The 13,070-nt window shown below is 67.2% G+C and carries 12 protein-coding genes; 6 read left to right on the forward strand and 6 right to left on the reverse strand.

The window, feature by feature from the left end; all coding sequences use genetic code 11:
• Positions 1-468 carry a hypothetical protein gene (locus AC1DXI_RS09450; RefSeq protein ID WP_476938370.1) on the reverse strand — a complete coding sequence of 156 codons (468 nt, stop codon included), beginning with the start codon at positions 466-468 and terminating at the stop codon, positions 1-3.
• Positions 465-3,659 (reverse strand): efflux RND transporter permease subunit, encoded by a 3,195-nt coding sequence (locus AC1DXI_RS09455; protein WP_476938371.1) that lies wholly within the window; start codon positions 3,657-3,659, stop codon positions 465-467. The genes AC1DXI_RS09450 and AC1DXI_RS09455 overlap by 4 nt, the downstream gene beginning before the upstream one ends.
• A gap of 295 nt (positions 3,660-3,954) precedes the next feature.
• Between AC1DXI_RS09455 and AC1DXI_RS09460 the strand changes: the two genes are divergently transcribed.
• Positions 3,955-4,149: a DUF1918 domain-containing protein gene (locus AC1DXI_RS09460; RefSeq protein ID WP_476938372.1), complete on the forward strand. Its 195-nt coding sequence runs from the start codon at positions 3,955-3,957 to the stop codon at positions 4,147-4,149.
• Positions 4,150-4,203: 54 nt separating this feature from the next.
• Here AC1DXI_RS09460 and AC1DXI_RS09465 read toward each other — a convergent pair whose 3' ends face one another.
• Positions 4,204-5,658 carry a DUF5129 domain-containing protein gene (locus tag AC1DXI_RS09465; RefSeq protein ID WP_476938373.1) on the reverse strand — a complete coding sequence of 485 codons (1,455 nt, stop codon included), beginning with the start codon at positions 5,656-5,658 and terminating at the stop codon, positions 4,204-4,206.
• A gap of 104 nt (positions 5,659-5,762) precedes the next feature.
• Between AC1DXI_RS09465 and AC1DXI_RS09470 the strand changes: the two genes are divergently transcribed.
• The 3 genes from AC1DXI_RS09470 (at position 5,763) to AC1DXI_RS09480 (ending at position 8,558) form a co-directional block, all read left to right on the forward strand.
• Complete coding sequence (locus tag AC1DXI_RS09470) at positions 5,763-6,329, forward strand: LpqB family beta-propeller domain-containing protein (protein ID WP_476938374.1); 567 nt, start codon at positions 5,763-5,765, stop codon at positions 6,327-6,329.
• Complete coding sequence (locus AC1DXI_RS09475) at positions 6,326-8,011, forward strand: DUF5671 domain-containing protein (protein WP_476938375.1); 1,686 nt, start codon at positions 6,326-6,328, stop codon at positions 8,009-8,011. Before AC1DXI_RS09470 ends, AC1DXI_RS09475 begins: the two co-directional genes overlap by 4 nt.
• Positions 8,012-8,090: 79 nt before the next feature.
• Positions 8,091-8,558, forward strand: coding sequence for an SRPBCC family protein (locus AC1DXI_RS09480; protein ID WP_476938376.1), 468 nt, complete (start codon positions 8,091-8,093; stop codon positions 8,556-8,558).
• Positions 8,559-8,629: 71 nt separating this feature from the next.
• On the opposite strand, the gene AC1DXI_RS09485 is transcribed toward AC1DXI_RS09480, so the two are convergent.
• Positions 8,630-9,670 carry an isopenicillin N synthase family dioxygenase gene (locus AC1DXI_RS09485; protein WP_476938377.1) on the reverse strand — a complete coding sequence of 347 codons (1,041 nt, stop codon included), beginning with the start codon at positions 9,668-9,670 and terminating at the stop codon, positions 8,630-8,632.
• Positions 9,671-9,821: 151 nt separating this feature from the next.
• Here AC1DXI_RS09485 and AC1DXI_RS09490 point away from each other — a divergent pair, with 151 nt between their 5' ends.
• Entirely contained in the window at positions 9,822-10,937 is a 1,116-nt protein-coding gene (locus AC1DXI_RS09490; protein ID WP_476938378.1) for an alkaline phosphatase family protein, read from the forward strand.
• A gap of 43 nt (positions 10,938-10,980) precedes the next feature.
• On the opposite strand, the gene AC1DXI_RS09495 is transcribed toward AC1DXI_RS09490, so the two are convergent.
• The gene (locus AC1DXI_RS09495; protein WP_476938379.1) at positions 10,981-11,700 is read right to left on the reverse strand and encodes an endonuclease/exonuclease/phosphatase family protein; all 720 of its coding nucleotides are present in this window, start codon (positions 11,698-11,700) and stop codon (positions 10,981-10,983) included.
• 176 nt (positions 11,701-11,876) lie between these two features.
• Between AC1DXI_RS09495 and AC1DXI_RS09500 the strand changes: the two genes are divergently transcribed.
• Positions 11,877-12,680: a thioesterase family protein gene (locus AC1DXI_RS09500; protein ID WP_476938380.1), complete on the forward strand. Its 804-nt coding sequence runs from the start codon at positions 11,877-11,879 to the stop codon at positions 12,678-12,680.
• On the opposite strand, the gene AC1DXI_RS09505 is transcribed toward AC1DXI_RS09500, so the two are convergent.
• On the reverse strand, positions 12,677-13,066 hold the full coding sequence (locus tag AC1DXI_RS09505) for a DUF2177 family protein (RefSeq protein WP_476938381.1): 390 nt from the start codon (positions 13,064-13,066) through the stop codon (positions 12,677-12,679). The genes AC1DXI_RS09500 and AC1DXI_RS09505 overlap by 4 nt on opposite strands.
• Positions 13,067-13,070: the final 4 nt, after the last annotated feature.

Raw genomic sequence — 13,070 nt, forward strand, 5'->3', positions numbered from 1 at the left:
TCACTCGGCCGTATCGAATTCGGTGCCGAGAAGTTCCTCGGCACCTGTGGTGACTACCACGGTCCCTGCCGGCGGCCCGTCCGTCAGGACGGCAACGTCGCCGTTGATGCGCTGGACCGTGATGGATTGGCGGACGTAGACCCGGGGCTCAGGGTTGGTGTAGACCCACGCCTTGCCTGAGCTGTCGTACAGGATGGCTCCGTAGGGGACAGTGAGTTTGCCGGTTTGGGGATCCACTGCAGTCACCGCTGTCGCGATCCCGACCCGTTCGACGGCGTGGTCGGTGAGGGTGAGCCGGTGAAGATCCGTGCCGGGGACTTCAGCGATCTCCGCCGGTTCGCCTTCGGACGGTGCGGCCTCCGGCGCCTGGGCGCAACCTGTGGCCGAGAGCGCCGTGAACACCGACACGATCAGCGCGATGATGAAAACCGTGACCTTGTTACCCCGCGGCGAAAGTGTGGAGTTCATGACGCATCCCGGCTTTCAGTTGGTGCGGCGGTGCCCTGGCCGGCCGGCGGGCTGGGTGCCTGCTGGGGCTCGAACCGAAGCAGCACAGCGGGCACCACAAACAGGGTGAAGAAGGTTGTTGTCAGCAGGCCGCCCCAGATGATCACGGCAAGCGGCAGGATGATTTCCGTTCCGACGACCCCGCCCAGCAGGACCAGGGGCAACAGCGCCAGCGCCGTTATCACGGTCGACATCAGGACAGGTCCCAGCCGCTCCCTGCTTCCGCGGACCACCAGAGCCTGCCAGGGGGCCGAAGCATTTGTTGCCCGCAGGCCCCGGACGTGGCCTGCCAGCAGGAGGGCGCCGCGGACAGCGATTCCCAGGACTGCAGCGAAGGCGACCAGGGCGACCAGCGCGTTGACGCCGCCGGTGGCCTGGGCGGCCAGCGCGCCGCCGGACAGTGCCAGGATCAGGCCCAGGAAGAGCGGGGCGGCGAGCCGCCAACTCCCCGTCGCCGTTTGCAGCAACACCAGGATCCCGGCCGCGGCGACTGCCGCGAGCAGCCAGAGCCACTGGTAGTTGCTTTGCTGCTGGGCATACTGGGTGAGGATCTCGGCGTGGTACGCCATCGGGAACTGCATCTGCTGCAGGGCCGCGTTGATGTCACGCTGGATGTCGCCCAGGGGGCGGCCCTGGATGTCGGCTTTCACATCGATGCGGCGCGAGGTGTCATCATGCAGGATCACGGACTCGTACCCGACCATGGTCACCTGTGCGATGTCGCCGAGGCGGGCGTGGCCGCCGTCGGGAGTGTCGATGATCAGGTTGCGGACGCTGTCCAGGCTGCTGCGGGTGGCCGCGGCGCCCTTGACGATGACGGAGAAGACCTTTTGCTGCTCGTACAGGTTGCCGACTTCGATGCCCTGCAGCAGGGCGGCTGCCGCGCGTCGGACGTCGCCGGGAACGACGCCGGCCTTTTGGGCCGCGGCGAGGTCCACCTTGACTTCCGCGATGGGCTGTTCGGCGGGCAGGTCGACGTGGGGATTGGCCACTCCGGCGGTGTGCTCCAGGATTGTTTGGACCTCCGCCGCCTTCTGCCGCAGGATCGTCGGGTCGAGTCCGAAGACCCGGACGGCAAAGCCGCCGTTGGCTTCTTCCCGGATCTGGTCGATGCGTTCCTGCGGATAGGTGGAGACTTTGCTGGTCAGGCCCGCATAGCCGGCGATCACGCGGTCGACGGCGGCGGCCGTGTCGGCGTACGACGCATCGGGGGCCACGGTCACCCACAGCTCGCCGGAGCTGACGTCGCCAACCTGGTCGGAGGTGATCGCGCGTCCGATGTGTCCTCCCACGTTGGCCACCCCCTGCAACGTTCGCAGTTCGTCGGCTGCCGCCTCGGTGATCCGGCTCATTTCTCGGTCCGAGGTGCCGGCTATCGCGCTCCAGTGCACCACCAGGGTCTTGTCCGCCAGGACGGGCACCACGGGATGGGTCCCGGCCAGCTGGGGAGCGAGCGCCAGTCCGGCCAGCGCCACCACCGCGGCGGCGGCGAATACCCACCGGGTTCTCCCTGCCAAACGCTTCACGTACCTGCCGTAAGCGCCTTCAAGCCGCCGGAGGGACCGCCGCTCCGGGGCCTTGGATGCCGCAGGAAGGACGAACGCGAGGGCTGCCGTGACCGTGAGGGCGGTGATCATCGAGACAACCAAGGCAACCAGGTAGCTCTGGACCAGAGGTCCGAACAGGGCACCGTTCTCACCCGGGATGAACAGCGCGGGTGTGAGGGCCAAAGCCATGATCAGCAGTGAGTAGAGCATTGGTGTGCGGGCTGCCCGCAGGGCGGCCGGGATCACTGAATCGCGCGGCTGCCTATCCTGTGCCGGCGTGGACTCCGTCCCGCCGTCGGAAGTTTCGCCGCGGGACCTGGTCTCGGCCCTCCGTGCCCGGGCGATGCCGCTGAGGTCTTCCGCGACGTCTCCCACGATGACCGCCAGGGCCAGCACCAGGCCGGCCATGACCATGGTGTTCATCCCGGTGCCGCGCCAATCGAGCACCAGCGCCGCCGCGGTCAGCGACACCGGGATCGTGATGAGGCTGATCAAGGCGGTGCGCCAGGAACGGAAGAAGGCCCCAAACATGGCGACAATGAGCAGCAGCGTCACCAGCACAGCGGCGCCGAGCGTCCCGATCTCCTCGTCGATAAAGGACGCCTGCCGGTAGACGCTGGTATCTATCGCGACCCCTGGCAGGCCGGGCTGGAGGGCGTGCAGGGCCTCGTCAACGCCCCGGGTCACGTCCATCGTGTTGGATTCCGGGAATTTCTCGATGACCAGCAACAACTCGGCTTCCTTGCTCAGCAGGGCGTCGCCGATCAGCGGCTGGTGATCCGTTGACACTGTGGCCACGTCTTTGAGCAGGAGATGGCCTGGCGCACCCTGGACCGGGACCTGGCCCAGGTCCTCCGGTGTGGTGATCGGCAGGACATGCTGGACACCGATCCGCTGGTGGCCCGTCTCGAAGAAGCCGCCGGTGCCGGGTGTGGATGCCTCCAGGTAGCTCAGTGGCGAGACCCACACGGAGTTGCCGGTCGTCTTGATGATTTCGTCCAGCGTGACGCCCTTGGCTTCGAGCCGCGCCGGGTCCACCAGGACCTGGAGCTGCTGGTCGCGCTGGCCCCAGATTGCCACGTTGGCGACGCCTGGCACGGCCAGGAGCTCGGGCTTCATGGTCCAGCGGGCCAGGACGGACATGTCGATGGCCGACATGTCCTTCGAGGTCAGCCGGATCATCATGACCCGGCTGGTCGAGGACAACGGCTGCATCAGCACCGGCGCCGCCGAAACGTTGGGCAGTGCGCGTGCCTGAGTCAGCCGTTCCGAGACCAGTTGGCGTGCGCGGAGGAGGTCGGTCCCCGGCTTGAAAACCATCTGGATCGAGGACAGGCCGGGGACGGATTTGGACCTAATGGCCTCCACCCAGGCGACCCCGTTCAGCAGGTCGGCTTCCATAGGTGAGGTGATGAGCTGCTCAACCTCGGCGGCTGAGAGTCCCAGGGCTTCGGTCTGGATCTCCACCTGGGGCGGGGCAAATTCCGGGAAAGCGTCCACGGACATGCTCGGCAGGCTGGTGAGCCCGAGGGCCAGGATTCCCGCGGCCGCTGCCAGGACCAGAATCCGGAACTGCAGAACCCACCGGAGAATTGCGCCCATCATGGCCGGTACCCCGCAGGCTCCACCATGTTGGCCGGGCCCGCGGAGTGGCGATCACCGGGCCGGCGTCGCTGGTGGCCCGGACCGACGAGCCCGGGAAACGAGGCGATCGGGCGACGCGTTCCGGCGGCGGAGCCGAACTCGGGGAAATCGGTGCAGAATGCTTTTTCTGCTGTGGAAAATGCCTGGATGGTGTTCACGGCACGGCTCCTCAGTCCAAGGCCATGGCGCCCCCCACCGTCAAGAGTCATAATGATCTTCGGGCACAGAGGCGTCAATAGAGATACAGGTGATCGCCATGAAAGCAGTCGCAGGGGACCGCATCGTCATCCGGGGGACCACGGTCGAATCCACGGACCGACACGGCCAGATCCTTGAGGTCAGGGGGGTCGATGGTGCTCCGCCGTACCTCGTCAGGTTTGACGACGGGCACGAGACGATCATGTTTCCCGGTGGTGATTTCATCGTCGAACGGCCCGGGACGGGGCCCTAGGAGCACGGGCCCCAGGAGTAAGGCCGCAGGGAGTACGGCCCTGGAAACTTGGCCTTAGAAACTTGATGAGCTCCCGGACCCGGAGAAGCTTCCGCCGCTGGACCCATACCCGGTGGTGGTGCCGCCGCCGCGCGCGCTGCTGACACTGCTGACGCCGCTGTTGAAGCCGGTGTTGAAGCTCGGGACCGAGAAGAAGTAGTAGGACGGGTACACCGTTCCGAGGATGCTCGGCTCGTATGTGCGGCCGTATTTTGCCTTCGCTCCCGCCTGCGCGCTGTCCATTTCCTCGCGCATCAGCCCGGCTTCCTTCTCATTGCGGGCATAAGCCTGGATCAGGGTGTCGGCGTGCTTCTTCAACAGCTCCGAGAGGTGGGTCCGGGCGTCACGCAACCGGTCCAGCGCCGTTTCGGGTGTGATTGAGCCGTCCGCCAGTTCCGCCGACCAGCGCTCCATGTCACGTCGGCTTTCGTCGCGGAAGGACCGCAGGGCCGCCGCCGTCGCTGAGGTTCCCTCGGCGCGGCGCTGGCTCAGCAGGTCTTCCACGCCGTCCAGGTCACTGCGGAACGGCGCGAGCTGGCGGTCCCAGGCGGCAGGCCAGGATGAGCCTCGGTTGAGCAAGGCATTGGTATCGGCGATCACGTCATCCAGCGCGTCGAGTTCGGCGGCGGTGTCGGCGTAACTCCGGACCAGTTTGAGGTTGGGCCGACGGCTCAGGTCCCGGCTGCTGAGGGCGTGTACCTGGTTGGATAGTTCGGTGGCTGTACCGTAGCGGTTCACGAATGTGCGGTGTTTTTCGAGCACCGTGCTCCCGTACCGGGACGACTCGGGAATAGTGCTGGCGTTGAGCTCGGTCACCTGCAGGTCCATGCTGACATTGGCGTAGCTGGCCTCGCCCCGGCCCAGTTCCTTCCGGCTGGACACCCTGGTCCGCCACCGCACGATCAGCCATGCCGCGGCTGAGCAGACAGCGGCGGCCACTGCCGCCCAGGCCGTGACGAGGAAAGCCGTGGACCGGTACCACGGCTGATTGATGAGTTCGGCACCGCGGCGGATCCCGGCAATGGTGCCCTCGGTCCACTGCGCATCGCGAAGGAGTTCCTTGGCGGCGTTCTGGATGTCCTCGCGCTGTTCAGGGGAGACCTTCCGGTCCTCGCCCATGTACGTCCCCACATGCCGGCCCACCGGATCGAGGGCGAAGATGAACAGCCCGTCTGCCCACTTCTGCCCGTCGGCGCTGATCCATTCGGGATGCTCGGTGCGGGCGAACCGCAGGACTTCTTCGTTCAGATTGTCGGCGGCCGTGCCGTTGTACGTGTAGATCGCAACTTTGGTGGGCTCATAAAAGTCGGTGGCCTGTACCGCCGGCAGCAGCGTCCGCTGGTCCAAGACCCCGGCGCGGTCTTCAACCACGACGGCGGTCGGCGTCACGGCGAGCGCCGCGGGGGCCCCGCCGAGAAGGCCGGCCATCAGCACAACCGCAGCGGCGAGGGCTTTGCGCATGAATCCCATTTTCCGAGCGTAGTGGCTGGCTTCGGCTGCGTCGACGCGGACGCCGCGGAAAGGGGACGAAAGACATCGTGACCGTGCGCTGGACCGGCGTCCATACTTGCGGCATGAGCCTGCAGCCTGAAGGACCGCCGGAGGAACCCGGCCCGGAGAAGCCGGAGAAGCCGGAGAAGCCGGAGAAGCCGGGGGAGCCGGAGAAGCCGGAGAAGCCGGGGGAGCCGCGCCGCACCAGGCCTGACCGGACCCTGCTGGCCATCCTGGCCGCGATCGCGGTGATCGTGATCATCGCGCTGGCAGTTGTCTTCACCCGCGGGGAACCCGCGCCCCTGGCCGAGTCAACGCCCGCCGGCGTCGCGCAGCGCTATGCCGCCGCCGTCATTGCCGGGGATGAGGCGGCCGCCTCCGCCTACCTGACGCCAACCGCCCGGAGCAAGTGCACACCCGACGCCCGCCCCACGGCCCGGAATTTGCGCGTCACGCTGGTATCCACCACCGAGCGGCCGGAATCCGCGGACGTGAGGGTGCTCATCACTGTGTCCGAGCCGGGCGGCCCCTTCGGCAGCGCCGAATACCAGGTGGAGGACGCATTCGACCTCGTTCGGTCGGGCAACGGCTGGCTGATCGACACCGCACCCTGGCAGCTGACGGTGTGCCCGGGCCAGGTGAAGCAGTGAGCGCCCAACGGACTGTGCGCCGGCTCATCACCTACGCGCTGCTGTTCGCGCTGGTGGTGATCACCGCCGTCGGGCTCAGCGGACTGCTGGGCCGCCTGTTGGTGGCGGGGACGGAGCTGGCCTCGTACGACGTCGCCGGGCTCGCGCGCTCGCTGGCTTTCGCCCTGATTGGCGGGCCGCTCGCGGCCCTTCTGTGGCGGGCGGTATGGCGGCGGCTCGACGACCCGGAGGAGCGGTCCGCCATCGGCTGGGGTCTCTACCTGGCTGGCGCCTACCTGCTCGCCCTGCTCATCGCCGCCACCAACGTGCTGAACTCTCTGTCCTCGCTGATCGGCGGGCAGGGGCTGGAATGGCGGCTGTCGCTGGCCACCGGTCTGGTGTGGGCCGCGGTCTTGGCCTGGCACCGGTGGATGTGGCATCACCCCCGGAAGAATCCGACAGACCTCTCCGACGTCCCCACGGTGCTCGGCTCGGTGCTGGGGCTCGTGCTGGGCGTGGGCGGCGCCGTCTCAGCCCTATCCACCCTGCTGGATGCCGCCCTGCGGGGAACCGCGACTGAGGTGTCGGTGGGCAAGCCGTGGTGGGTTTCGGCGCTGCAATCCCTGGTCTGGGCCGTCGGCGGAACCATTATCTGGTGGTGGCATTGGAAGCACGACGGCGGCCGGAGGCTGCAGACCGGGCTGGCCGACGTCGCGCTCATCACGGTCGGGGTGCTCGGCGCCGGCATTCTCACCTTGGGCGGAGCCGGTGTCGCGCTCTTCGTGGTCCTTCGCCTGCTGTTTGACCGTTCCGAACCGCTGGAGCTCCTGCTGGAGCCCCTCGCGCCGGCTGTGTCCGCGGCCGCCCTCGGCTGCCTCGTCTGGGTCTACCACCGCAACATCGCGCGCGGGCGCACAGAGGCAACGCTGCAGGGCGGCAGGCTGGTGACCTCCGGCGTCGCCCTGGTCGCGGCAGCGTCCGGGATCGGCGTGATCGTCAACTCGGTCCTCGCGATGACGGCGACGCCGCTGGCCGGCGCCGGGGCGCGGACGCTGCTGCTTGCCGGAATCAGCTCGCTCCTGGTTGGCGGGCCGGTCTGGTGGCTTGCATGGCGGCCCGTGGAGCAGTCGGCGGCGACCGGCGCCGGACTGAACGCGCGCCGGATCTACCTGGTGGCCGTGTTCGGCCTGAGCGCGGTGGTGGCGGTGGTCACCCTGCTGGTGATCGGGTTCCGGATGTTCGAGTTCTTCCTGGGCGAGGTCAGCGGTGGAAGCCTCGTGGACCGGATCCGCGCACCCCTGGGGCTTCTGGTCGCCACGGGACTCGTGTTCGGGTACCACTTTGCCGTGTGGCGGCAGGACCGCGCCGCGCTCGCCGCGGCCGGTCCGGTCCGTCCGCGAACCATCGGCCACGTGTTCCTCGTGGCGGGATCCGACCCCGCACCGCTGCGGCGCGTCATCGACGAGGTCACCGGGGCCGGCGTCACCGTCTGGAAGCGGGCCGACGGCGGTGCTGGTACTGCCAGTGCTGCCAGTGCTGCCGGCGTTGCCGGCGTTGCCGGCGTTGCCGGTGGGGAAGCCGCGGGCGATGCCGGGACCCAGGAGAACCGGTTGGCGGCGGCACTGGAGGGTGTGGCGGCGGCCCGGGTTCTGGTCGTTGCCGATCAGCGCGGGGGGATTGAGGTCATCCCGCTGCAGGGCTGACCTGCCTGTGCCGGGCCCGGTTATCCTGCGCCCGCCTGTCCTGCGCCCGGTGGGGCCGATCACCTTCTAGGATTGCGGCATGTCTACCTACGAAGTTACCCGCAGCGCAGTCATTCCCGCACCGGCCGAGGACATCTTTCCGCTGGTCAACAGCTTCCGCGAATGGACCAAGTGGTCGCCGTGGGAGTCAGTTGACCCTGCCATGGAACGGAGCTACTCCGGCAGCGAATCCGGGGTCGGCGCCAAATACGCCTGGAGCGGGAACCGCAAGGCCGGCTCCGGCACGATGGAAATCGTGGACACCGCCGAGCCGCGCAACATCAAGATCCGTCTGGAGTTCACCAAGCCCTTCAAAGCGGTCAACCCCACCTCCTTCACGTTCACGCCTTCCGGTGACGGCACTCAGGTCACCTGGACGATGACCGGGGAGAACAAGGGCATCGGCAAGGTCTTTGCCCTGTTCATGAATATGGACAAGATGGTCGGCGCCGACTTCGAAAAGGGCCTGGCCTCGCTGGCTGGCGCCGTCGCACAGCGAAAGGCCTGAGCGGGGACGCCGCCGGGATGCCCTGCGGCGGCCCGCCATTCCCGGCACGTTGGCCGGTGAATTGCGGCCGTTCAGGATGGCCCGGCGGTCCGGATAAGTTCGGGGTGATGGATCCGGGCGACCTCGGGGTGGGCCCGCAGCCAGCCCTTGAGCACGTTGGCGCCGTAGGACGCGAGCATCGGGTTGTCCGGAGCATCGGTGACCCCCCTGGAGCGGGCCGCCAGCGCGGGCGGCAGGGGCACTGGCTCAATGACGGCGTCCAGCCGGGGCGAGAAGAAGAAGGGGACCGTATAGCGGTCGACGCCGGCCGGGGGCGCCTCGACGCGGTGGATGGTGGCGGCCAGGTAGCCCTGGGTCGCGACTTCGAGCATTTCGCCCAGATTGACCACCAGAGCCCCCGGAATAGGTTCGACCGATATCCAGGCATCGGTGCCCGGCGGGAGAACCTGCAGGCCGCCGACCTGGTCCTGGAACAACAAGGTGACGAAGCCGTAGTCCGCGTGCGCGCCGACACCCTGCGGTCCGGCATCCGCGACAACGCCGCCCACGTAGTGGACCAACTTGGCCATCCAGGCCGGTGAGTCCCGGAACGGTTCGTCGAAGTATCCCTCTGGCAGTTCCAGCGACACGGCGATGGCGCTGAGCAATTCGGCTCCGACGCGGGACATCTGCTCCGCCCAGGCCATGCACACGGTGCGCAGCTCGGGCAGCGCCCGGTCCGGCAGCAGGTTCGGCCCCTGGACCAGCCAATACGGCTGATCCGGTGGGTAGTTTGCGACGGCGGGCCGCTCCGGTCCAAAATCCAGCTGCTCGCGCGCGTCCGGCCGCCCCTGGGTGATTTCGTGGCCCAGCCGGGTGTAACCGCGGAAATGGGGTGAGAGCCGGTTGTCCAGTTCCAGCCGTGATTCAAGCGGAAGCTCGAAGAACCGCCGCGTGACGTCGAAGAGCTCATCCACCTCGGCGGCAGAGGCCCCGTAGCCGGTCAGCTGGAAGAAGCCCACCCGGTGCGTGGCGTCGCGCAGTGCATCAATAAACGCCGGGTCGAACGTGCCGTCGCGCCCCCTGGCGGTACTCAGGTCCAGGAGCGGAATGGAATCCGATGGTGCGCCCATGAGTGCAAACTACCACCGCAGCATTCACTACTGAACTCATTCCCAGCAACTGTGCAGGGTCCTCGCGGGTTTTCTTTACCGCGGTGTGAAAGAGTGCAAACACTGAAGCCGCCAAGGCCACGCTGATCGGTCAATCAGAAAGCCGGAATCCATGAGCCGGACTGCCACGAAAACTCATCGACGAATCGCCGCGCGGCTGCTTGCTGCAGCAGTCCTGGTGGTGTCGGCAGCGGCGTGCGAGCCGGCGCCGCCGGGTAGCAACCCGGGTCCCACTACGGGGGGCACCGCCACGACGGGGGCGGCGTCGAAGCCCGGGCACGTGTTCGTCATCAATCTCGAGAACAAGGGCTACAACAAGGTGTGGGGCGCAGGCTCTGAGGCCCCCTACCTGTCGCAGACGCTTCGCAGCCAGGGCGTCCTGCTTTCGAAGTACTACGGGATCGCCCACAATTCGAACCCGAACTACCTGGCCCAGATCTCCGGGCAGCCGTCCAACGCGATGACCCGCGCCGACTGCCCCACCTACGCCGCGTTTGAGCTGACGGGGACCGGCGCGTTCGGCTTGGCGGAGGGCACCGGCTGCGTCTATCCGGCCTCGGTCCCCACGGTCGCCGGGCAGCTCAGCGCCGCCGGCAAGACCTGGAAGGGTTACATGGAAGACATGGGCACGCCGTGCCGGCATCCCGAACTCGGCGGGCAGGACAGCAGCCAGGGCGCCAAGGTGGGTGACCAATACGCAACGCGGCACAACCCGTTCGTGTATTTCCAGGCCATCACCTCGTCACCGGACTGCCAGAGCAATGTGGTGGACTTCAGCGAACTCCGCGGCGACCTCCAGTCCGTAGCCACCACCCCGAACCTGTCCTACATCTCGCCCAATCTTTGCAATGACGGCCACGACAACCCCTGCGTCGATGGCAGCGCAGGCGGACTGGCCACCGCCGACCATTGGCTGAGCCAGCAGGTCCCGGCCATCCTGGACTCCCCGGCCTTCCGGCAGGACGGGATGCTGGTCATCACCTTCGACGAGTCCGAGGGCAAGACAGTTGGGCCCTCAGGCCTGCTGCCCGGAGGGACGGCCGGCGGCAGGATTGGTGCACTGGTCCTCTCGCCGTTCACGAAGGCCGGCACGACGTCGGACCGGGCCTACAACCACTTCAGCCTCCTGGCCAGCATCGAAGACGCGTTCTCGCTTCCGCGCCTCGGGTACGCCGGGGCGCCGGGGCTGAACGGCTTCGGCGGGGACGTCTTCAATGCGGGCTCCTAGCGGCAGCACCTGCCCGGCAGCACCTGCCCGGCAGGAGCGGCCGTCAGCTGGTCGTGGGTGCCGCACCGTTGCCGTTGCCATCCTGGCCATATTCGGCCGTGATCAGGATGGGAAGGTGGTCCGAGGCGCCCCGGGCCAGCGTTTCCACGCTTTCGATCTCGAGGCCCTGGGACGTGGCAAAGTCGAAATGGCCCTTGAAGACTTTGTACCGGGTGTAGGTCCGTCGGTCACTCATGGTGAGGTCGTAGCCGGCGTCTTTCATCTGCGCTGTCAGGGACTTGGTGAAGAACGGATAGTTGAAGTCACCCACCATCAGGGACATCAGTCCGCCGCCCATGCTGAGCAGCTCGGCGTGGGCGGCATGGATCTGGTTCCGGCGCAGTGAGTTGGACGCCGTCAGCGGCGCCGCGTGGAACGATGCGATGACGAGACCGTGGTCGGTCTCGTTGTCGGTCACCCGCGTGCCGATGAGCCGCTCGTGCGCGGGGGAGAGGACACGGTCGTGCATGGACTTCTTGAGGGCGAAGGTCTTGGTCTCGTAGGCCGTGAAACGGCTCATGCGGTAATAGATCGCCAGGCCCAGCCGGTTGCCCTTGGTGGAATCGGCCAGATGCAGATCCCCGATGGTTTCGGGCAGATCGTCCGTGTCGCACTCCTGGAGGCACAAAGCATCAATCTCGAAATCACGGGCCAGATCGACCAGCTCGCCGCTGGCCGCGTGCTTGCGGAGGTTGTAGCTGATGACTCTAAGCAGGGGGAGCACCTCTTCGGTGAATAGTCGTTAAAACCTCACCCGAGTCTACCCAGTCAGAGCGGATCGAGTGGGAACAACCGGAACGCGCGTCCCGGGTCCGCGCCGGATCGGAGCCGGCCGGGAGCTGCGAAAAGCGCAGCAGGATAGTGTGTTCTGGAATCACCAGCCATGCGAAAGGGCGGACGTTGACTGCTGCACTACCGGAACTTGCCGAGGGCGATTTCTACTACGAGGTCCTGGGGGACGGGCGGTTCCGCTCCACGATCCATGCCCAGGGCGCCTGGAACGAACACGAGCAGCACATGGCCCCCGCCTCCGGCATCATGGCCGACTGCCTGGCCCGGCATGAGCCCCGCGAGGATATGCGCATGGCGCGGCTCAGCTATGAAATACTCGGGCTGATCCCCGGCGGTGAGTTCGAGGTCGTGACGTCCACCCTGCGCCCGGGCCGGACCATCGAGCTGGTGCAGGCCGAGCTCGTGGCCGGCGGGCGCACGGCCATTCGCGCCACGGCCTGGCGGATGATCACCTCGGACACGTCCGCCATCGCGGCTTTCGAGGATCAGCGGATTCCCGCGCCGGAGGATTGCGAGCCGTACGACGCCGCGAGGATCTGGCCCGGCGGCTACATCGCCTCACTGCACATGCGGATCGCCGAGGGTCACCGGGCGGGCTCGGGAACAGTGTGGCTCCGCACCGACTATCCGCTGACAGACCGGGCGGACAGCGGCGACCTCGCCCGGCTGGTCGGCCTCGTGGACACAGCGAACGGCATTGCCGCCCGGGTCCCGCCGGGCAAGGGCAGCTACGCCTTCCCCAACCTGGACCTGCAGATCCACATGTACCGGCAGCCGGAGGGGGAGTGGCTGGGGCTGGACAACGAAGTCACGTTCGGCACGGACGGGATCGGGCTCACCTCTACGGTGCTGCATGACCTCACGGGCCCGTTCGGACGCGCGGAACAGATCCTGACGCTGCGCAAGTCCTAGTTCGTGTGGAAGACAAGCCAGCCGGCCAGCGTGGCCAGTGCCGTCAGTGCGGCACCCCACAGGATGTCGACGACGATCAGCTGCCACGGCCACGTCTTGAGCGTGGCGGCATTGGTGAGATCGTAGGTGGCGTACGCAAACGCGCCCAGGGCGGCACCGTAGCCGACAGCGGTGAGCCAGCTGCCGCCGTCGAGCGCTGGCGTCAGGGCAAAGAACACGATCCCGGCAATGTAGATGACGTAGAACACCACCGCGTACCCTAGATTGGGCTTGTCGGCCATCAGCTCACCAATCTGGCGGCGGTAGAACGGGTTCATCGTCTTGAGCCAGATGGCGTCGATGATGGCGAATGCGGCGGCTACGACGAGGAATTGCAGAATGACCATAAGG

This window comes from Arthrobacter sp. P1_H7, assembly GCF_056405215.1.